This window comes from Clostridium sp. C8-1-8, assembly GCF_009928445.1.
GTDB lineage: Bacteria > Bacillota > Clostridia > Clostridiales > Clostridiaceae > Clostridium_AR.
This window is the reverse complement of record NZ_JAABNO010000002.1, coordinates 15,842-35,368: the sequence shown is the minus strand read 5'-3', so window position 1 is coordinate 35,368 and position 19,527 is coordinate 15,842. Positions and strand designations below refer to the sequence as shown.

Here is a 19,527-nt window from a genome sequence, read left to right as displayed (position 1 = left end):
TATCCTATCCTTTAAACATTGAAATAAGTTTATTTTTACTTTCTTCATAGGTAGACTTCTCATCTATCCCTTGTTTTAAAAAGCTTATAATAAAATCATGATAATCTATTGCCATATCTATTTTTCTGTTGCTGCCTCTTGCATAAGCACCAATATTTATTAAATCTTCAGATTCCTTATATGTAGCAAGAAGATCTCTTGCAAAAGAACTTACTTCTTTATGTACATCTTCCGCTATGGATGGCATAAGTCTTGATACTGAGTTCAATATGTCTATAGCTGGATAGTGATTCTTATGAGCTAAAGCTCTAGATAAAACTATATGCCCATCTAGTATACCTCTAACAGCATCTGCAATAGGTTCATTAAAGTCATCACCGTCAACAAGAACTGTATAAAAAGCCGTTATAGAACCTTTTTCAGAGGTACCTGCCCTTTCCATCAATCTTGGTAGCATTGCGAAAACTGATGGGGTATAACCTTTAGTTGCAGGTGGTTCTCCTATAGCTAGTCCAACCTCTCTCTGAGCCATTGCAAATCTTGTAACCGAGTCCATCATAAGAATAACTTTTTTCCCTTTATCTCTGAAATACTCTGCTATTGCCGTAGCTGTAAGAGCTCCTTTTATTCTAACAAGTGCAGGTTGATCTGAAGTAGCACATACTACTACTGATCTTTTCATTCCCTCAGGTCCAAGGTCCTTTTCTATGAAGTCAAGAACTTCTCTTCCTCTTTCTCCTATAAGTGAAATAACATTGACATCAGCTTCGGCTTCTCTTGCAATCATACCTAAAGTTGTACTTTTACCAACTCCACTACCTGCAAATATACCTATTCTTTGTCCATCTCCACAGGTTAAAAATCCATCTATAGCTCTTACACCTGTAGGAAGTACTTCCTTAATTCTTCTTCTTCTCATAGGATCCGGTGGTGCATTGTCAAGTGGATAGTACTGACCTCCACTTATCTCCTTACCATCAAAGGGTATCCCTAGTCCATCCAACATCTTACCTAGTAGCTCATCACTACATTTTACACTTAGTGGTCTTCCCTCAGGCACAACCTTGCAGCCTGGAGAAATACCTATAAGTTCACCAAGTGGCATTAGTATAACACTATCGTCCTTAAATCCAACCACTTCACATTTTATAGGTTTATTTTTTTCATTATATATAGTGCAAAGTTCTCCTACGAAAGCTCTTATGCCTTCAACTTCTATGGTAAGACCTATTACCTTTTTTACTCTTCCTTCATAATGGTTGAAGTTTATTTCATCTATATTATTTAGTATACCTTCAAAATCAATTGAAATCATAGCAAACCTCCTATTATGAAAGAGCCTCTAACAGCTTATTCATAGATATATCAATTCCCACTACCACTAAGCCGTTTTCTTTTTCAACAATAGCATTTCCTGGTTCTAGTGAAGAGTCTTCTATGACAAATATCTCACCCTTTATAACAAATTTATTTTTCCATAACTCTAGTTGTGTCTTAATTGCTTCAACATGAGTAACATTACATTTTATTATAAAAGTCTGAGTGCCTTTTGATTCTGCTATTACATTTTCAACTATAGAATTAAGTCCATGATCTGAACCAAGTCTTTCTCTTAGAATTTTCTCTGTCATCTCTACAGATAGCCTTATTATTTCTTCTTTCTTTGCTTCTAAATATTGTTCATATTCTTGCTTAGCCTGAAAAAGTATATTATTAGCATTGCTTATTATAGAATCAGCTTCATTTCTAGCTAATTCTATATTTTTATCATAAGCTTCTCTGTAACCATCTTCATACCCATTTTCAGTACCTTGCTTATAGCCTCTTTCATAAGCTTCTCTTTCGATATCCTGAGCTTGGACATAAGCAGCCTCTAGCATCTTTTCTTTTTGTCTTTGAGCGTTTCTTATGATGTTATCACCAATATTCTTATAGCTCTCAACCATTCTAGCTGCTTCTTCTGGATCATTGTTTAACATATCCTCAACACTGTCTCTTTGTTCATAGTCAGTATTAATCTTTTTACTAGTTCCACTTGTTACACTATTACTCTTAATAACACTATAGGACGATTGCATCTTCTCCACCTCTTGCTAAGATGATTTCTCCAGCTTCATCTAATCTTCTGATGATAGCAACAATCTTCTGTTGTGCCTTTTCAACATCATTAAGTCTAACTGGCCCTAAGAACTCCATATCTTCCTTTAATGCAGCAGCTGCTCTCTTAGACTGGTTCTTAAATATAGAATTTGCAACTTCTTCTGAACAGCCCTTAAGCGCAAGAGCCAATTCCTTAGCATCTGTTTCTCTAAGAATTCTCTGAATAGATATATCGTCAAGAGTAATGATATCTTCAAATACGAACATACTGCTCTTAATCTTTTCAGCAAGATCTGCATCTTCTCTTTCTAAGCTTTCAGTTATATTCTTTTCAGTAGTTCTATCAACTTGATTTAATATATCAACTAAAGTATCTACACCACCTAATGAAGTTACTTCTGTTCTTACAATAGAAGATAGCTTGCTTTCTAGGACTTTTTCTATTTCTTTTATAACCATAGGTGATGTGTTATTCATAGTTGCAATTCTAAATGCAACATCACTTTGAAGTTCTTCTGGAAGCTCCGCTATAACCTGAGCCGACTTTTCAGCCTGAAGATAACACAATATTAATGCAATTGTCTGTGGATGCTCGTTTGAAATAACATTAAGCAATTGATGTGCATCAGCTTTTCTAGCTATAGAAAATGGTCTGTACTGCTGAGTTACCTCTGTAACTTTCTCTAGTATCTCAGCAGCTCTTTGCTGACCAAGTGCCTTTGCTAAAAGCACTCTAGCATAGTCCATACCACCTTCTACAATATAGTCTCTAGCTTTATTCATCTCAAGAAATTCATTAAGTATTTCTTCTCTTTGATCTGAACTAACTGAAGTTATGTTAGCTATCTCATAGGTTATCTTTTGTATCTCACTCTCTGGTAGTTTCTTTATTATGCCTGCAGAAGCTTCAGGACCAAGAGTGATAAAAAGTATAGCTGCTTTTTGTATTCCAGTTAATTTTGAACCTTCTCTTGGCATTATTATCCCCTCTCATTCTCTGCTAACCATGATTTAATTATTTCTGCTACTTGCTCTGGTTTATCCGTAGCATATTGCTTTATCTCATTTTCCATATGTGTTTTTTCGTTATTAGCTTCAAAGTTTATAGGATCAAATCTCTCTATATCCTTTGGCTCAAGACTATCATTTACTATTACATCTAAGATATGTTCTCTTTCTTCTTCAGGGTCTTTCTTTCTAAACTTTCTTATTATAAGTACTAAAGCTATAATTGCTGCAATAGCTGCTATTACTGCTACCCCTAAAGTCTTGTATAGAGCCATCTTTTTCTCATTAGCATCATCAGCATTCATCTGATCTATCTGCTTTTGAATCTCTGCTTTTTCTGTTGGATCAAAGCTCATACCAAGAACACTTATGGCGTCACCTCTGTCTTGATTAAACCCAATAGCACTTGAAACTATATTCTTTATAGCATCTTGTGTTGTAGCATCCATCTTTCCATCTACTATAACAGATGCAGTTATTCTCTTAACTTCCCCTGGTGCACTTATGGACTTTTCTTCTGTACTTCCTACAGAATACTCAGTGTTTTGTGACTCGTTTGTGCTTAGATTTTGTGCTCCAGTAGTAGCAGCTATACTATTTGTAGCATTATTGTCCACTGGACTTTGAGATGTTGTCCCATTATCAGAGGTACTACCTGTTTGCTTTGAAGTCTGCTGCTTATTTACAACTTTATTAGGATCATATGTTATTGTAGTCTTTTGCTTTGAATCTAAATCTAATGTTGCACTTACCTTAGCCTTAACCTTATCTTTTCCTATTACAGGCTCTAATAACTCAACTATGTTTTTCTCAAGGTTCTTCTCATACTCTGCTTGAAGACCTTGTCTCTTTTCAACGCTAGATGAATCAGCTTCTTGACCATTTTCATCAAATAACCCCTTTGATAAAAGATTCATCTTGTCATCAACCACTTCGATATTTTCTTTTGGAACATTGTCAACAGCTCCTGAAACTAGAGAAACTATCGACTTAACCTGGTCATTTGATATCTTTGTACCAGACTTAAGCTTTAGATAAACTGAAGCTTTTCCAGGTGTTTTATCCTTTACAAAAACCGAATCTGTAGCTGGTGTTATATGTACTCTTGCAGCTTCTACTGAACTAAAGCTCTTTATAGTCTTTTCAAGTTCTCCTTGCTGCATTCTTAATTTTTTTAACTTAAACTCCTCATCAGTCATACCAAAGGAGCTACCAGTGTCCATTAGCTCGTATCCTTTACTTCCATCATTTAGCTGTGGCGCAAGTTCCAGTCTCAATTCATCAATCTGATCTTTCGGTACAAGAATACTATTTCCTGATATTTTCATATCAACTTTATCTGCTTTTAACTTGTCAGTTACTGTCTTTGAGTCTTCAGCAGCTAAATTATTAAAAAGTATTCCGTACTTATTGTTACTGGATATAAAAGTATATGCTATGATTGCGACCACCACAGCTAAAAGAGAAATACCTAAAGCTATCTTCTTACCTTTACTCATAGCTTTAATCTTATCCCAAAACCCTCTTAGGCTCTCTAATAGCTTATTCATTAGTAGCACTCCTATCTATTACAACTGCATTCTATTTATTTCTTGGTAAGCATCTAGAAGTTTATTTCTAACTTGTACAGCTAATTCTAAACTCATCTTTGCTTCTTCTGTAGATAACATAACTTGATGTATATCCACATTGTCGCCTTTAACTAATTTATCTGTTAGATTATTTGCTTCTACTTGTTTGTCATTGACCTCATTAAGCTTTTGTTTTAATGTATCTAAAAAGCTTAGTCCACCATTACCAGTGTTGTCTTCCTTCTTTTGAGTTATATCTTTTTCAAAGATCTTGGTATCTGGTATAAAACTGTTTATTCTCATAAATTATTCTCCTTATTTACCTATTTCTAATGCTTTCATAAACATTGTCTTTCCTGCATTTAAAGTATCTACATTTGCTTCATAAGATCTTGATGCAGATATCATATCAGCCATTTCATTTAAAATATTTACATTTGGCATTGTTACATATCCATCTTTATCAGCTTCTGGATTAGTAGGGTCATACTCTTTTCTTAAGGGAGACTTATCTTCCTCAATCCCCACAGCCTTTACCCCGTTCATACCTAATGCACCATTTAGATTCTCTTGAAATACTGCAACCTTTCTTACGTAAGGTTTACCGTTTTCTCCTCTTGTGGTATTTGCATTCGCTATATTAGAGGATATAGTATCTAATCTTAATCTTTCTGCTGACAATCCACTTGCACTTATTCTTAATGCACCAAATAAACTTCCCATTAGTTATTACCTCCCACCACCAGTGATAACGTATCTTGTCATACTAATTTTATTATTAGCTTGAGTTATCAATGCGTTATAAAGCATTGTATTTGCAGCTTGGTTTACTTTTTCTGATTCTAAATCTACATTATTACCATCTGCTCTCATGCTTGATGAAGTATCCTTACCAAGTTTAACTTGTCCAAAACTTCCTTCGTCAACATTTGTATAACCTGTGTTTTCAATATCATTAGATGCATCTTTAAGCGTATCTTCAAAAGAAACTGTGTTTCTCTTATATCCCTTTGTATTTATGTTTGCTATGTTATTAGCGATAACCTTAGATCTAAGAGAAGATACATCTAAGCCTCTTTTGATAAGGTTATAGGTATAGTTGTCAGAATCCAATCTACTAATTGCCACTATAATCCACCACCATTCGAATGTTATTTATTTTATTATATACATCGTTCTTGTTTAATTGATTGTAATTCCTATTTTTTTACAAAAAAATGTAATTTAATTCATTATTTTGTAATAAACTAAACTTTTTTGTAAAAATAAAACTTATGATTAAAATTATATATCAAGTTGTTGGTTTTTTAAAGATAGTTTTTTAATTAAATGTAAAAAATAATTAAATTTCTGCTTTCTAATTTTTACAGCGTACATCTCGTAGGAAGTTTTCTGAATATTCACATTTGCATGAATTGTTTTTCGTCATGAATTGATTATATATAAAATATCGAATTTTGTCATTATATTTTTTTATATTTTTATTGAGTAATTTTGATTTTCTTACCAAAGTTTAATTTAATTAAAGAAAAAAGTAGATACTACAATATTCGTAGTATCTACTTTACTCTCGATAATATATTTAAAACGTCTTGAGGGAATTTGTTTGTTTGAGCCATTAATGCTGTAGATGATTGAACCAAAATGCCGTTTTTCGAGAACTCCATCATTTCCTGTGCAATATCTGTATCTCTCAGCTGGCTGTCTGCTCTTTGTAGTACTTCACTATTTTTACTTAAACTATCTGCAGCAGTCTCAAATCTGTTCTGTAAAGCTCCATATTTACTTCTCATACTAAGGACTTGATTTATAGAAGAATCTATAACTTGAAGACTATTATCAATCTTACTTGGATCAGTAACATCTAAATCCTTTAGAGCATTTCCTTTGTCATCCTTTAATAAATCTGTACCTATATTATACATAGGTATGTCTATGTTATCTCCAACATTAGCTCCAGCTAACATTGACTGCATATAAGGTTTGCTGTTGTCTGTAACAAAATCATTTTTAAGAAGCTTTAATCCATTAAATTCTGTGTTACTACCTATCTCATTAATATGATCCTTAAGCTGGTCTATTTCTGCTTGTATAGTTTTTCTATCCTGATCATTTACTGAACCACTACCTGCTTGTACTGTAAGCTCCTTCATTCTAGTTAAAGCATCACCTACAGAGTTTAATGCCCCATCAACAGTCTGCATCATGGACACCCCGTCCTGAACGTTTTTAGCTGCTGCATCAGCACCTCTTATTTGTATTCTTAAAAGTTCACTTCTACCTATAGCATTAGGATCTTCTTTAGCAGAATTAACTTTTGATCCTGAAGAAATTCTCTGCAAGGAATTGCTTTGTCCCACCAAATCTTTCTTATAATTCCTGAACAAATCTAATGAAGCTAAATTATGATATAATCTCATTTTCATCACTCCGTATACTTTTTATGGTATTTATATAAAAATATTTTTCATTAAAATCATTTTAATTCTATTTAAGTACTTCTTCTAAGTACTTTGCTTTCTACTATATCTGCATTCAAACATATAATAATTTATCTTTTTAGTCATCGCCTCATCCAAGTAAATGAAAAAACACTATATTTTATTTCAATTTATGATTGTTGAAAGAATTAGATAATAATATAAAGTGTATATACCTTAGTATCGTTTCTTTTCAGCTTAACTTTAGACTTGCAAAGAAAAGTAAAACTTTAAGACATAAAAACAAACTCTACACTTATATATAATTAAGAAGATACTCATCCAATATTATTCACTTGTATAAGCTTTATATAAGCTTAAAGCCTCTTCCGGCCCAATCTTATTATCCTGAAGCTTTCTATAAAGCATATACAGTTCAGCATTTAAATCAGGATTAGTACTCTTGGTTTCCTTCATCTTTTCGTAGATAATATCTTGTATAGATACGGGTTCATCCTCTGCATCTTCCTTAATTATGATATCCAAAACTTCCTGAACCTTCTCTTTTGCGTAAGAATCCTCCACAAGAAGCTTAACTATATTAAGTTTATTTTTTATCTTTTCTATATCATCTTTGCTTAACATCATATATTCATCATAGTACATGCTACTCACCTCATTACTCCCTTTATAAAAATGAAATACATACCTCAAATATTTAATGTGTACTATATGGACTTTCATTACTATATAATCATTTTATGGTATTTTATCGTGTTTTTCTAGAATTACTTTAGTTTTCATTGCCAATAATTTATTTCAAGCACTTATGTATCACAACTTTATAAAAATATTCTTTAATAATTAATGACTTGTTGTAAAATCAAATTGAACTAATAAAAAAATCCATAGTGGATTATTCTGTGTTATGATTTAATCGCTAAAGAAAATAGAACACGAGGATAATCACTATGGACTATCAAAATAATAACACAGAATCACGTAAAAATAAACATTTGAATTTTAAAGAACGTGTGCTTATTGAGCTTCATCTAAAAGATGGTTTTTCAGCTTATAAGATAGCAAAAAAGCTAGAACGCCCAATCAACACTATTTTAAATGAAATTCGTCGTGGAACTACCACTCAAATTAAGCAAGGAAAATGTCTTAAAGTATACCTTGCCGATACTGGCAAAGCTGTATATAAAAAGAATCGCATAAACTGCTGTAGTACTTTTAAGCGATTAGAATGCTCCGATTTTATCAACTATACTGTGGATAAAATAAAAAATCATTCATGGTCACCAGATGCTTGTGTTGGCGAAGCTATCGCTAACGGTAGATTTGTGCGATCTCAAATGGTCTGCACAAAAACATTGTATAACTATATAGATCTTGGTTTATTAGAAGTAAAGAACGCTGATTTACCAATGAAGCTACGTAGAAATACAAAGTCTACTAGAGTTAAAGAACACAAGAAGAAACTTGGTTCTAGCATATCAGATCGCCCAGTAGAGATAAACGCTCGTAATGAGTTTGGGCACTGGGAGATAGACACTGTTATTGGTGAAAAATCCAATAATGATAACGTACTTCTTACTATTGTTGAGCGTAAAACTAGATATGCTATGGTTGTAGATATTGCATCTAAAACCGCTGAAGCTGTTACTGATGCTCTTAATAGAGTACGCAGCTTGTTTGGCGACCAGTTTAGCCAAGTTTTTAAAACTATAACTGGAGATAATGGTTCAGAGTTTGCTAACTTATCCACACTTGAAAATGAAACTGATACAAAGGTGTACTTTACTCACCCATACTCATCTTTTGAAAAGGGGACTAATGAACGTCATAATGGTCTGATACGTCGTTTTATCCCGAAGGGTAACCGTATTTCAAACTATACTTCTGATGACATTGCTTTCATAGAAGAATGGATGAATACTCTTCCTAGGAGAATACTTAACTACAAAACTCCTGAAGAACTGTTTGAAGCACACCTAGATCAAAACTATGGACTCTAAGTAAATATAAGCATTTAGATCATAAATAGAAATTAGTTCAATTTGTTATTGCAATTTATCTTTAATAATTAATAGTCTTCACATAAAAATAAACACCATAGCTATTTCAGTAGCCATGATGTTCATCCTAGTATTTTCTCATCTTCAATTTTTCTACTTTCACTATCAATCGCCTTAACCTGCCCAAGTAGATTCTTCACTCTATTGTTTACCTCTTCTAGCTCTTCTCTAGTTAAGCCTTCATCTTTAGCTAGTTCAGACAATTACTTCATTTCTATAAGCTTTCTTTCTACTATATCCAGCATCATCTGCCTATACTTTACCCATTCCGACTCTTGCTCTAATTCTTGTCTCAACTCTTCTTTTTCATTCATCCCTAAACTCTAACATCCAAATACTTTCCCAAATTCGGATCCACTACAACATTCTTCAGCATTTCCTAAATCTGCTAAGCAATTTACTTCGTCATCTTTATATTTTTTCACAACCTTCTGCAACAATACCACATTTATTATTGGCTAAACTTATCCTCTTTCACACTGGTAATTGAAGAAAATGTATCAGTAAACAATTTTCTATTACAACTGTCTACATGAAAAATAGCCTAAGACAAATATCATTCCATCTTAGGCTTACTTCTTGAGCTTCTTATCATTTACCATAAGACGCTAAGATATGACTAGAAGTCAGTTCTTAAGTATCTTTAAGCTCCCCACTTGTTTCATCTAACTTATGTTATTTAGTGGCTCTTACTAATCTAAACTCAGAGTTATTACATTTTGCACATGGAGGAAACGGCTCACCTTTAACACAGGTTACTTCATTTCCACAGCTTGTGCATTTGTAAATACCTGACTGCTCTACTTTTTGACCACTTCTTGGCATATTCTTCCCCTCCTTTTAAATCTATTTAAGAAGTCAGAGCTTTCGCTCTGACTCTTTATTTTACTTTATTTTATAATCCTATCAATTATCTTAATAATTGAAGAACTTGTTGAGGTTGTTGGTTAGCTTGAGCCAACATAGCTTGAGCAGCTTGGCTAAGAATGTTGTTCTTAGAGAATGTTGACATTTCCTTAGCCATGTTAACGTCTCTGATTCTTGATTCAGCTGATGTTAAGTTTTCTGAAGAAGTTCCTAAGTTAGCTATTGTGTGTTCTAATCTGTTTGAGTAAGCTCCTAATTTAGCTCTTTCAGTTGAAACTTTATCAATTGCTGTTTGAATAGTTGTTATTGCATCATTTGCACCAGCTTGAGAAGTAACATCAATATTGTTAACTCCTAATGCTGTAGCACTCATGTTGTTTATTGCTAATTGAGTATTTTGATCTTCATTAGCACCAATTTGGAATTTAACAGATTTATCAATAACATTTATCGCTTTAGCATTTCCAGTAGCACCGTGATTTGTAAGGACAGTGAATTCAAATCCTCCAACATTTAATGTGTTACCTGAATATGCAGCAATTGCTGAGTTGTTAACAACTTTATCTCCTGCAAGATCAATTTCTAATCCATTAGAAGTCAAATCAAATTTTACAGTACCATTACCAGTAATATTTTCAGTAGCGAAGTCGAAATGAACTCCTGCTATATTTATAGCCGCATTAAGAGCTGCTCCTGTAACAGTAGTTACTTTACCATCTGGTCCTGTCAACTTAAGGTCTGCTGAAGTACCTGCACTGAAATTAGAAACATCAAGTGTATATGATCCATACTTAATTTGAGCTGCAGCTTGAACTGTAATATCGTTAGCAATAGTAGCTCCTGTAACTGCTGTAGCACCTGAAGTAACAGTAAAAGTATCAGTTCCTGCAGCAGTCATATTTAATGAGTAACTTCCACTTGTTAAATCAGTACCGTTGGCTTCTAAACCTGTATATACTGCAGCACCAGCCCCTTGTTGAGCTGTTTTTCCCATATCTCCATTTAGTAGCTTCTTAGTATTAAATTCTGTATCACTTGATATTCTTGTAATTTCGCTCTTTAATTGATCCATTTCTTTTTGGATTTGACCTCTATCTGTGTCATTGTTTGTATCATTTGCTGATTGAACTGAAAGTTCTCTCATTCTTTGAAGAATTGAGTGAGTTTCATTTAATGCTCCTTCAGCTGTTTGAATTAATGATATGCCATCTTGGGCATTACCTGAAGCTTGGTCTAAGCCTCTGATTTGGCCTCTCATTTTTTCTGATATTGCAAGACCTGCAGCGTCATCTCCAGCTCTGTTTATTCTAAGACCTGAAGAAAGTTTTTCCATTGACTTTCCTGCACTTGTTTGGTTAATCCCCATTTGTCTGATCGCATTAGCTGCGCCCATATTGTGATTGATTATCATAGTAGTTCCCTCCTTGAATTTTAAAGTGGACATCCTTTTCCACTGCTTTTTATTTATAGTTAAAGCCATTATGGCATTACTACCTTGGGTTAGTTGAGAATTTAGAGTGGAGAGTGGAGAGTTGATAGTTAAAAGTATAGTTATTTATTTATTTCACTCTTCAAATTCTCTTTGGTTGTTTTTACTATTGATGAAAGAATTTTATTTAGTTCGTTACAATCAGTTATCATTGATTCATAGGTTTTAACATCCAGATAACCAGTTTCTTTTAAAAGTTGTAGCCAATAATCGGTTTCAGAGGCTTCTTTTAATGCTATATTTATCTTCATTAAAAAGTCTCTTTTACTAGAAGCTTGTACAGCTTCTTTTGTATTTGCACCTATGCTTGTACCAGATCTTAGTATTTGTTTTGATATCACATACTCTTTCTGATCTTTACATAGATACTTATATAAACCAACTATCTTCACCGCAAACCTAAAAGCCTTTGTATAAACTAAACTTTCCTTCATTATTTCAACCTCCTAAATTCCTGCAATATATCTAAAATCATAGACACATTCCCCCGAATTTATTCAATTGAAACTATATACTTTTGTTTGTTGAAAATGTTTTTTTCGAACAAAGAGAGAAAGAACTTCCTCAACTCTCCATTCTCAATTATCCACTCTCAACTTCCTATTTATAAAGAAAAAGGAGTAATCTCATCCTACACCCCCAGCATCCTGCTAGTTTATAAGATAAAATTACTCCTCCTGAGTTTACAATAATTAAGTTTTAATATTTAAATAGCCTGTTCTTTCTTACGATCTTGCTCCCAGACCTCACCTCTTGTGATTTTTACATCCTTTGGAGCATCAATTGCAAGTCTTAAATCTCCATTTTCGCTTTTTACTACCTTTACAGTGATATTATCACCTATCACTACATATTCTCCTGGCTTCCTGCCTAATACTAACATATTCTTCCTCCTTGAAATCACAAAAATGGACGATTAATATACCTATCTCTTTTTTGCATCCTGCAAAATTAGATAAGTTTATTAATCGTCCATGCTTTATTTAATTTTCTAAAGTTTAACCTTTATATTTCTTTTTTCGAATATATAAAATAAAACTTTATACTTTACTTAAATATTTTTTTATTTTTTTTACTAACTTTTAAATAGGGAGCCAGAGCTTATACTCTGACTCCAATTTATTAAATTAAGTGAGATATCTGTTTAATTTACTATCTTAGTAATTGAAGAACTCCTTGAGGTTGTTGGTTAGCTTGTCCAAGCATAGCTTGAGCAGCCTGGCTAAGTATGTTGTTCTTAGAGAAATTCATCATTTCCTTAGCCATATCAACGTCTCTGATTCTTGATTCAGATGCACTTAAGTTTTCACTTGCAGTGTTTAAGTTAGCAATTGTATGTTCTAGTCTGTTTTGTACCGAACCTAAATTTGATCTTTCAGTTGAAACTTCTTTTATTGCATTGTCTAATGACTGAATTGAAGTTTGAGCTTTTGTTTGAGTCAATACATCATTTGTTGACAAGTTTAATACTGAACCAGTTGCTTTCATATTTCTTATTGATAAATTGATAGTTTGATCTTTATTTGCTCCCACTTGGAACTTAGCAGCTGCAGTTGTTATAGTTATTGTATCATCGGCAGCTCCACCAAAAGAAGTAGCCGCTAGTGCGTTATTTGCAGTAAAGCTAACTCCTAATTTATCAAAGTTTATTGTCTTTGTATCTGCTCCTGTTAGAATACCTACGTCATCTAAAACCTGAGTTGTACTGTTTCCACCTGCATCTGTAAATACAGCTGTCAATTTAACACCACTGTTTGTACCAGCTGCTGATGTGAACGCTACTGAACCAGCTTGTGCTCCACCTATGTTGTAGTCTGTAATACCTTTTGCAGCAACTATGTTAGCTCCTCCAGTAGAAGTTGCTCCGAATCCACCTTTTAAAAGATCCATTGTATTGAACTGTGTTTGATCACCAATTCTATCAACTTCCCCTTTTAATTGTTGGAATTCTTTGTCCATTGCTGATCTATCGTCTGTTGTTACAGTTGCAGTTGCTGATTGAACTGAAAGCTCTCTCATTCTTTGAAGAATTGAGTGTGTTTCGTTTAATGCACCTTCTGCTGTTTGGATTAAAGAAATACCATCTTGAGCATTTCTTGCGCCTTGATCAAGACCTCTGATCTGACCTCTCATCTTTTCAGATATAGCTAGTCCAGCAGCGTCGTCTCCAGCTCTGTTTATTCTAAGACCTGAAGATAGCTTTTCCATTGACTTACCAGCAGCGCTAGTATTAGAAGTCATATTTCTGTGTGCATTCATTGCGTTAAGATTGTGATTGATTATCATTATAAAACCCTCCCTGATTTTGACGGACATCCATGTCCAATAATTTATTTATAGTTAAGTTCTTTGAACTTACTACCACCTTAGTTTTGTTTAAGTAGTGTTTTATCACCCTTGTACTTTATTATCGTTACTTTTTTCTGATACTTTAGTACTTTTTTTATTTTTTATAAACTTTTATGTTACAGTTTATAATCTTCAGATAATTATATTAATTTATAATCCTTATTAATTAATATTTTATCTTTATACTTTATTAATCGTTAGATTAATCTGATACTTTAGTGTTTTTTTATTTTTTTATAAGTTTTCTTATCTTATAAAATTCAAGGTAAAAACTTAAGTTTCGTATTACTGTAATTGTTCTTACCCTTATACTATAATAATCGATACAACTACTAAACACTTTATAGTTTTTTAATATTTCGAATATTCTTTTTTCAACAGGACTATGTTAAAGAATATTGTTGAAATTAAGTGTTTATGCAGGAGATGCTATACGAACGAGCTACTAGAATTAAATATAATTTTAAAGCTACACACAAAACAAAAATGTTTCATGTGTAGCTTTGATTTATAAAAATACTTATCTCTATATTTTTATAATATTAAGTTAATAACCTTAGGTTTATTGTGCTCCTAAAGATGATGCAAGCCAACTGCTCTGAGAATTCAAGTTATTCATGTTCTGCTCTAGAGTCGCATACATTGAATATAGTCTTTGTTGCTTTTGAGTCATCATTGACTGCATATCTTTTATTTTCGCATTTTTTGTAGCAATGTTCTTAGACAAATCATTTTCACTTACCCATCTAGTATCGGTATATCCAGCTTTTTTAATTAAGGATCCATCTGTACCAACAGCATTGTTTAATACATCTTTGAATCTTTGAAATATCCCCTTTTCTCCATAAACCGTAGAACTTTGAGTAAATAGTTTTTGAACTAGATCTCCCTTTTGTTCAAGAGCAGCTTTTAACTTACTATCATCTACTTGAAGCTTACCCCCATCAGAATAAATAGAAGTCGTAGTTATTCCAATTTCAGTTATAGAAATTCCTGCTCCCTTAACTGTATCATAAACAGCCTGTCTCATCTGTGAAACCACATTGGTTAGATAACTATCTCTTCTTAATATACCTTCTTTAGCTTTATTCTCCCAAGCAGTTATTTCAGTATCTTTCATGGAAGACTTTTGGGTATCCGTTAAAGGTTTATAATCATAACTCTTCTTTTCATTTATTTTGGAGTTTATCTTATCTATAAGCTCATTATATTTATCTATGAACTTCTTAAACTTATCTACTTGTGCTGAGGCATCTGACTTAACATTCAAGCTTATAGTATCACCTGGTTTAGCTGATACCAAATTGTATTTTATACTGTCTATAGTAAAAATATTTGAACTCTTGTTTACTTGAACAAAACTTGTTTCTCCTGGAGCCTTTATTGATATATTGGCATCTTTTCCAAAGTGATCACCACTTAAACCAAATTTATTAAGAAACCCACTAGTGTCCCCGCTAAAGTTTATTTTCTCTGCTAAACCTGTATCCTTTGTTTCTATAGTCAGCTTTTTGGTCAAATCACTGAAGTTTATGTTTAAGTACTGTGTAATTGGAGTATCACCAGACTTTACAGTGAGCAAATCACTTTCAAACTCACTTATAGTTTTAGTATTATCTATAGCCACACTAAAAGTTTTGCCTTCCACTGAAACAGTAAAGGAACCTGAACCTATACCTAAATCTGAAAGCTTTGTGTCTCCTGTATAAGCTTTTAGAGTCTTATTGCTAGCGGAAAATACTCCATCGCCCGCTACATAAGTAACATCACTACCATAGCTAGAAGAAAGTGTTACCTTTCCTGATGAGCTGTTTACTCCTGCAGAAATCTTCCCGTTTAAGTTATTATTAGCACTTAACTTATTATTAATATCTGAAACAACATCATCTAACGTATTGATAGCCGTAAAAGTCCCCAAGGTTATATCAGTAGTTTTTCCATCTACTGTAAAGCTTAGCTTCTTACCACTCCATTGATCAGCAGTAGTTACACTGTCTGCAGTGACTGTATTGAAGTAATTTTGTGTTTTTGCGCTTTCTGCAAGATTATTTATCTGAACTTGGTAATTTCCCTTTACAGCCCCAGGAAGCGTCGTTGCAGTTAAATAATTGCTAGCATCTACACCACTAGTCAAAGCTGTAGAAGTAGTTGTGCCAGTATAAGCTCCTGACAGCATCATATTATCTGGTTTTACTATGTCAAAATAATTATTAAACTCCTTAAGATCTTTGATAAAACCTACATAAGCTTCCTGCTGCCATTGAGTATACTGTACATCTTGTTTTACAGCATCTATCTTAGTTTGATCAGCTGCTAACGCTTGTTTTACCATCCCATCAGTATCCATTCCAGTGGCAAGCCCTGTAATTCTACCATAATTTGCACTACTATTAGAGCTACTACTTGATGTACTTGAAATATTCAAATGAATCACCTCTCATTTTATATCTGTTTATTTACAAAACTATACCCTCTAAATGCATTGTTATATGCTCTATTAGCATTTTTCTTTTCGTCTAAATGCTTTATCTCACCTTTTATGTAAAGCTTCTTTTCCTCAATAGTTTTTTGAAGCTTTACATCCTGCTCAAGAAGGTCGAGTTCTTTAGCTGTTTCCATAAATAAAACCTTGTTATAATTACCCTTATCTATTAAATTAATCAAAAGTTGTTTTTCTGCAACTAATCTTTTGAATTCCTCTTCTTTTTCTTCAACTACCGAAGATATCATACTATCAGTTAACTCCTTGTACTTAAGAAGCTTTTCTCTTAAATCATCCATATTATCTAGCTACCTTTGCGAGCTTATCAGCTTCATACCATGTATCTCTTATGTCTTCAATTAATGGAATTATTTCATCCATTATGGCAACATCCTTCTTAATATTAGCTTGCATTAACTGATATTTTATGAATTCATAAACTGCGAAAATTTGTTTTGCCCACTCACCTGCATTTTGATCTAAGCTAACCATTAGCTCTGTAAATATATCTTCAGTTCTTGTAATGTTCTCATGAGCTTTTTTTATATCTTTATCTATTATAGCTTGTCTTCCTATTTTTGAGTATTTTACAGCTCCATCTACTAGCATTAGTAATAGTTGTCCTTTGGATGCATAGTTTACACTATTATTTTTATATACATTATATCCATTTGCTCCGTACATAATATCCTCCTATTTTTTAACATCTATAAATATTCCTCTATAGTTTTCTTTGGAGTCTTTTTCCTTAGTTACTTCAACATGAATTTCTTCTGGTTTGTAACCTTCTACAGTCACAGTTTTTTGCTCTTTTATTACTTCCTTAAAAGACTCCTTGTGCTTGTCTTTCTTTTTCTCTTTACTAGGTTCTCTATATTTATAGCTATCAATTTGTGTTTCAATTTTTATTCCATCCTTAGAATGAACCTTACCATCCCTAGTTTGTTCTTGAAGTTTTTCTCTTAGGTCGGTATCTATTTTATTTAATTTAAATTCCATATAGATTCCTCCTAAAGGGTTTTAAGAAGAATAAATCTATAGTATTAAAATCTAATAAGATAAAACCTATATAATTTTAATCTTATTTCCACCCTATAAAAATTTTTAGTTATGCTTTTTTATCAAATACTACGCCTACCATTTCGCATAGCTTGGCAACCATGTCCAAAATCTTTTTAGGAGGTACTTCCATCAGCACCTCTTTTGTTTGGTTATCAACAATCTTTATCATAAGATCATTCTTAAATTTATCGTGCATCTCATATACTGCATGAGCATTATCTTCTTCAAGAAACTTATTTAATTTATCCACTGCTTTCTTTATATCTCTATGTTCACCGTTATCTTTTGTATCTATAGATTGTTGATTATCCGTAATCTTTTTATCTTCCTGTACAGTTATATCAGTTGTTATAGCTTTGGGTTGACTAGTTAGATCCATATTACTCTGAGTACTAGTCGTCTGATTAACTCTTATCTCCATACATACACCTCTATTTTTTGAGATTTTTTAGCACACTCAAATCTACTACAGTAGCATTTTTATTTTCGTTTTCAACTTCCTTAACAAGTTCTTTTCTTAAGATACTTAGCTCCTTGGGAGCATTTATCGCTAGTTTAACACTTCCGTCATCAAGTTTTATTACTGAAATTTCAATGTTGTCACCAATAAGTATCGACTGACCTTTTTTTCTAGTTAGCACCAACATATTACTCACTCCTTAGTAGAGGATGCTTTATCTTATACTTTTCATTATCTAAGATTATTTGTTCCCCAAGCTTTAAATTTGTATTTATTATTATAGGCGCTTTTAAGTTAGTCGTAATATTTTCTACTTTAGAACTTAAGGTCACAGTATTTAACACAAGTATTTCATTTGAGTCCTTTATCTTAAGTCTTTCAACTACAGAATCTCTAAGTTCAAACTCATAATCACTTATAAAATCAAAGGGTGAAACTGCGACCAATCCTATCTCTTCATTTTCTATAGAGTGAAGAATTTTAAAAACCGGATTTTCTTCGAAGTCTATAAGTATAAATTTATTTAAATCCTGAAGTCCAGGCAGTCCCTTTGAAAAAGTAATTATATCTTCTTCTCCATAATTTAAAATCCCATGGTATTTAGTCTCAAGTTTCATCAATATCCCCTCCAATATACCTATCTCAAATAATCCATAAGAGAAGGTTGAATTATTTTTGCACTTGTCTGAAGCGAAGCCATGTATACAGTCTGCATAGTGCTATACTCCATTGTTTTCTGTGTTATATCTATATCTTCTGTATTTGACAATACTTCAGTTAAATTATAATTTTCTTCTGTATTTTTATCCTTAGCAGAATCCATTCTGTTCTGCTTTGCACCTACTTCAGCTCTAATCTTTAGTATATTACTTGCTGCTGAAGTTAAATCTTCTAAGTTTTCTCCAGTAAGCTTACCTTGTGCATCAGGAGATTTAGAATCTAAGTTACTAATTATATTATTCAACAAATTACTCACATTTATTTGCTTTCCTTTTTCGCTAGTGAAATTTAATACATCATAGGCACTAACATTGTAGTCCATAGTTACACCTTGCGATACTTCTACAGGAAGCTTTTGCTTTATCATATCCATCTGACTTGACATTATTATATCTGGTGAATTTAAGGAAAGCTCCTCACCATCTTTTCCTGCGAAAAATAAGCCTTTGTTTCCGTTGGCATCAATATCCTTTACACCTAAAGGTTTTGAAGTTACTTTGCTACCTCCAAAAACATATTTACCATCGAAATTCGCGTTAAGAATCTGAGATATTTCAGATACCTTTTGATTTAATTCATCTTTTATTGCTCTTCTTTCATCTGAACCATAAGCTGAATTTCCTGAGGATATTACAAGCTCTCTTATTCTTTGAAAACTTTGAGTAACCTGATCCAAAGAAGTATCTGTAGCATCTAGCCAGTTTATAGTATCACTAATATTTTCATTGTATTGCTTATTTGCTGATATATCTGTATTAAGCTGCATTATTCTTGCAGTCTTAAAAGGATCGTCTGACGGTCTTCTTATCTCCTTACCTGAGGATAATTGAGATTGAAGAGTTTTCATATTATTAAGATTTGTTCTCATATCACTTAAAAAGTTGTTTGACAACATTCTATTAGTAACTCTCATTTATA

At 32.8% G+C, this 19,527-nt stretch carries 24 protein-coding genes; 1 reads left to right on the top strand and 23 read right to left on the bottom strand.

The window, feature by feature from the left end:
• Window positions 1-4 precede the first annotated feature (4 nt).
• From fliI to GXK57_RS02000, 9 genes are all read right to left on the bottom strand, one after another.
• A complete protein-coding gene (gene fliI, locus GXK57_RS02040) occupies window positions 5-1,315 on the bottom strand; it encodes a flagellar protein export ATPase FliI (RefSeq protein WP_160670705.1) in 1,311 nt (436 codons plus the stop codon).
• Window positions 1,316-1,328: 13 nt separating this feature from the next.
• Window positions 1,329-2,078, bottom strand: coding sequence for a FliH/SctL family protein (locus tag GXK57_RS02035; protein WP_160670702.1), 750 nt, complete (start codon window positions 2,076-2,078; stop codon window positions 1,329-1,331).
• Window positions 2,062-3,078 (bottom strand): flagellar motor switch protein FliG, encoded by a 1,017-nt coding sequence (fliG, locus tag GXK57_RS02030; RefSeq protein WP_160670699.1) that lies wholly within the window; start codon window positions 3,076-3,078, stop codon window positions 2,062-2,064. Before fliG ends, GXK57_RS02035 begins: the two co-directional genes overlap by 17 nt.
• A 2-nt stretch (window positions 3,079-3,080) precedes the next feature.
• Entirely contained in the window at window positions 3,081-4,658 is a 1,578-nt protein-coding gene (gene fliF, locus GXK57_RS02025) for a flagellar basal-body MS-ring/collar protein FliF (protein ID WP_160670696.1), read from the bottom strand.
• 18 nt (window positions 4,659-4,676) lie between these two features.
• A complete protein-coding gene (fliE, locus tag GXK57_RS02020) occupies window positions 4,677-4,982 on the bottom strand; it encodes a flagellar hook-basal body complex protein FliE (RefSeq protein ID WP_160670693.1) in 306 nt (101 codons plus the stop codon).
• 12 nt (window positions 4,983-4,994) lie between these two features.
• Window positions 4,995-5,402: a flagellar basal body rod protein FlgC gene (gene flgC / locus GXK57_RS02015; RefSeq protein ID WP_128212483.1), complete on the bottom strand. Its 408-nt coding sequence runs from the start codon at window positions 5,400-5,402 to the stop codon at window positions 4,995-4,997.
• Between the two features lie 6 nt (window positions 5,403-5,408).
• Window positions 5,409-5,807 carry a flagellar basal body rod protein FlgB gene (gene flgB / locus GXK57_RS02010; RefSeq protein WP_160670690.1) on the bottom strand — a complete coding sequence of 133 codons (399 nt, stop codon included), beginning with the start codon at window positions 5,805-5,807 and terminating at the stop codon, window positions 5,409-5,411.
• A gap of 431 nt (window positions 5,808-6,238) precedes the next feature.
• Window positions 6,239-7,099, bottom strand: a complete 861-nt coding sequence (locus GXK57_RS02005; protein ID WP_160670687.1) for a flagellin — start codon at window positions 7,097-7,099, stop codon at window positions 6,239-6,241.
• 348 nt (window positions 7,100-7,447) lie between these two features.
• Window positions 7,448-7,774 (bottom strand): hypothetical protein, encoded by a 327-nt coding sequence (locus GXK57_RS02000; protein ID WP_160670684.1) that lies wholly within the window; start codon window positions 7,772-7,774, stop codon window positions 7,448-7,450.
• A 296-nt stretch (window positions 7,775-8,070) separates the two neighbouring features.
• On the opposite strand from GXK57_RS02000, the gene GXK57_RS01995 reads away from it, so the two are divergent.
• Window positions 8,071-9,120 (top strand): IS30 family transposase, encoded by a 1,050-nt coding sequence (locus GXK57_RS01995; RefSeq protein ID WP_160670681.1) that lies wholly within the window; start codon window positions 8,071-8,073, stop codon window positions 9,118-9,120.
• A 122-nt stretch (window positions 9,121-9,242) separates the two neighbouring features.
• On the opposite strand, the gene GXK57_RS26485 is transcribed toward GXK57_RS01995, so the two are convergent.
• From GXK57_RS26485 to flgL, 14 genes are all read right to left on the bottom strand, one after another.
• A complete protein-coding gene (locus GXK57_RS26485; protein WP_243156350.1) occupies window positions 9,243-9,383 on the bottom strand; it encodes a hypothetical protein in 141 nt (46 codons plus the stop codon).
• A gap of 472 nt (window positions 9,384-9,855) precedes the next feature.
• Window positions 9,856-10,005, bottom strand: coding sequence for a zinc ribbon-containing protein (locus tag GXK57_RS01985; RefSeq protein ID WP_160670678.1), 150 nt, complete (start codon window positions 10,003-10,005; stop codon window positions 9,856-9,858).
• 85 nt (window positions 10,006-10,090) lie between these two features.
• The gene (locus GXK57_RS01980; protein WP_160670675.1) at window positions 10,091-11,458 is read right to left on the bottom strand and encodes a flagellin; all 1,368 of its coding nucleotides are present in this window, start codon (window positions 11,456-11,458) and stop codon (window positions 10,091-10,093) included.
• A 140-nt stretch (window positions 11,459-11,598) separates the two neighbouring features.
• Complete coding sequence (locus GXK57_RS01975) at window positions 11,599-11,970, bottom strand: four helix bundle protein (RefSeq protein WP_160670672.1); 372 nt, start codon at window positions 11,968-11,970, stop codon at window positions 11,599-11,601.
• Window positions 11,971-12,242: 272 nt separating this feature from the next.
• Complete coding sequence (locus tag GXK57_RS01970; protein WP_160670669.1) at window positions 12,243-12,419, bottom strand: carbon storage regulator; 177 nt, start codon at window positions 12,417-12,419, stop codon at window positions 12,243-12,245.
• A gap of 269 nt (window positions 12,420-12,688) precedes the next feature.
• Window positions 12,689-13,822 carry a flagellin gene (locus GXK57_RS01965; protein WP_160670666.1) on the bottom strand — a complete coding sequence of 378 codons (1,134 nt, stop codon included), beginning with the start codon at window positions 13,820-13,822 and terminating at the stop codon, window positions 12,689-12,691.
• 625 nt (window positions 13,823-14,447) lie between these two features.
• Entirely contained in the window at window positions 14,448-16,310 is a 1,863-nt protein-coding gene (gene fliD, locus GXK57_RS01960; protein WP_160670663.1) for a flagellar filament capping protein FliD, read from the bottom strand.
• A gap of 17 nt (window positions 16,311-16,327) precedes the next feature.
• Window positions 16,328-16,666, bottom strand: coding sequence for a hypothetical protein (locus GXK57_RS01955; protein ID WP_160670660.1), 339 nt, complete (start codon window positions 16,664-16,666; stop codon window positions 16,328-16,330).
• Window position 16,667: 1 nt separating this feature from the next.
• Window positions 16,668-17,051 carry a flagellar export chaperone FliS gene (gene fliS, locus GXK57_RS01950; RefSeq protein ID WP_160670658.1) on the bottom strand — a complete coding sequence of 128 codons (384 nt, stop codon included), beginning with the start codon at window positions 17,049-17,051 and terminating at the stop codon, window positions 16,668-16,670.
• 9 nt (window positions 17,052-17,060) lie between these two features.
• Complete coding sequence (locus GXK57_RS01945; protein ID WP_160670655.1) at window positions 17,061-17,366, bottom strand: hypothetical protein; 306 nt, start codon at window positions 17,364-17,366, stop codon at window positions 17,061-17,063.
• 109 nt (window positions 17,367-17,475) lie between these two features.
• Window positions 17,476-17,850: a flagellar protein FlaG gene (locus GXK57_RS01940; RefSeq protein WP_160670652.1), complete on the bottom strand. Its 375-nt coding sequence runs from the start codon at window positions 17,848-17,850 to the stop codon at window positions 17,476-17,478.
• Window positions 17,851-17,860: 10 nt separating this feature from the next.
• Window positions 17,861-18,076, bottom strand: a complete 216-nt coding sequence (gene csrA, locus GXK57_RS01935) for a carbon storage regulator CsrA (protein WP_160670649.1) — start codon at window positions 18,074-18,076, stop codon at window positions 17,861-17,863.
• Between the two features lies 1 nt (window position 18,077).
• Entirely contained in the window at window positions 18,078-18,506 is a 429-nt protein-coding gene (fliW, locus tag GXK57_RS01930; RefSeq protein ID WP_160670646.1) for a flagellar assembly protein FliW, read from the bottom strand.
• 20 nt (window positions 18,507-18,526) lie between these two features.
• A complete protein-coding gene (gene flgL / locus GXK57_RS01925) occupies window positions 18,527-19,522 on the bottom strand; it encodes a flagellar hook-associated protein FlgL (protein ID WP_160670643.1) in 996 nt (331 codons plus the stop codon).
• Window positions 19,523-19,527: the final 5 nt, after the last annotated feature.

Excerpts from the sequence above, each read along its gene's own strand:
- fliI (WP_160670705.1), bottom strand. The coding sequence starts at position 1,315 with ATGATTTCAATTGATTTTGAAGGTATACTAAATAATATAGATGAAATA.
- GXK57_RS02005 (WP_160670687.1), bottom strand. The coding sequence starts at position 7,099 with ATGAGATTATATCATAATTTAGCTTCATTAGATTTGTTCAGGAATTAT.
- GXK57_RS01970 (WP_160670669.1), bottom strand. The coding sequence starts at position 12,419 with ATGTTAGTATTAGGCAGGAAGCCAGGAGAATATGTAGTGATAGGTGAT.
- flgL (WP_160670643.1), bottom strand. The coding sequence starts at position 19,522 with ATGAGAGTTACTAATAGAATGTTGTCAAACAACTTTTTAAGTGATATG.
- GXK57_RS01980 (WP_160670675.1), bottom strand. The coding sequence starts at position 11,458 with ATGATAATCAATCACAATATGGGCGCAGCTAATGCGATCAGACAAATG.
- fliW (WP_160670646.1), bottom strand. The coding sequence starts at position 18,506 with ATGAAACTTGAGACTAAATACCATGGGATTTTAAATTATGGAGAAGAA.
- GXK57_RS01940 (WP_160670652.1), bottom strand. The coding sequence starts at position 17,850 with ATGGAGATAAGAGTTAATCAGACGACTAGTACTCAGAGTAATATGGAT.
- fliS (WP_160670658.1), bottom strand. The coding sequence starts at position 17,051 with ATGTACGGAGCAAATGGATATAATGTATATAAAAATAATAGTGTAAAC.
- flgC (WP_128212483.1), bottom strand. The coding sequence starts at position 5,402 with ATGGGAAGTTTATTTGGTGCATTAAGAATAAGTGCAAGTGGATTGTCA.
- GXK57_RS01975 (WP_160670672.1), bottom strand. The coding sequence starts at position 11,970 with ATGAAGGAAAGTTTAGTTTATACAAAGGCTTTTAGGTTTGCGGTGAAG.
- GXK57_RS01965 (WP_160670666.1), bottom strand. The coding sequence starts at position 13,822 with ATGATAATCAATCACAATCTTAACGCAATGAATGCACACAGAAATATG.
- fliF (WP_160670696.1), bottom strand. The coding sequence starts at position 4,658 with ATGAATAAGCTATTAGAGAGCCTAAGAGGGTTTTGGGATAAGATTAAA.
- fliE (WP_160670693.1), bottom strand. The coding sequence starts at position 4,982 with ATGAGAATAAACAGTTTTATACCAGATACCAAGATCTTTGAAAAAGAT.
- GXK57_RS01985 (WP_160670678.1), bottom strand. The coding sequence starts at position 10,005 with ATGCCAAGAAGTGGTCAAAAAGTAGAGCAGTCAGGTATTTACAAATGC.
- fliG (WP_160670699.1), bottom strand. The coding sequence starts at position 3,078 with ATGCCAAGAGAAGGTTCAAAATTAACTGGAATACAAAAAGCAGCTATA.
- GXK57_RS01945 (WP_160670655.1), bottom strand. The coding sequence starts at position 17,366 with ATGGAATTTAAATTAAATAAAATAGATACCGACCTAAGAGAAAAACTT.
- GXK57_RS02035 (WP_160670702.1), bottom strand. The coding sequence starts at position 2,078 with ATGCAATCGTCCTATAGTGTTATTAAGAGTAATAGTGTAACAAGTGGA.
- GXK57_RS01955 (WP_160670660.1), bottom strand. The coding sequence starts at position 16,666 with ATGGATGATTTAAGAGAAAAGCTTCTTAAGTACAAGGAGTTAACTGAT.
- csrA (WP_160670649.1), bottom strand. The coding sequence starts at position 18,076 with ATGTTGGTGCTAACTAGAAAAAAAGGTCAGTCGATACTTATTGGTGAC.
- GXK57_RS01995 (WP_160670681.1), top strand. The coding sequence starts at position 8,071 with ATGGACTATCAAAATAATAACACAGAATCACGTAAAAATAAACATTTG.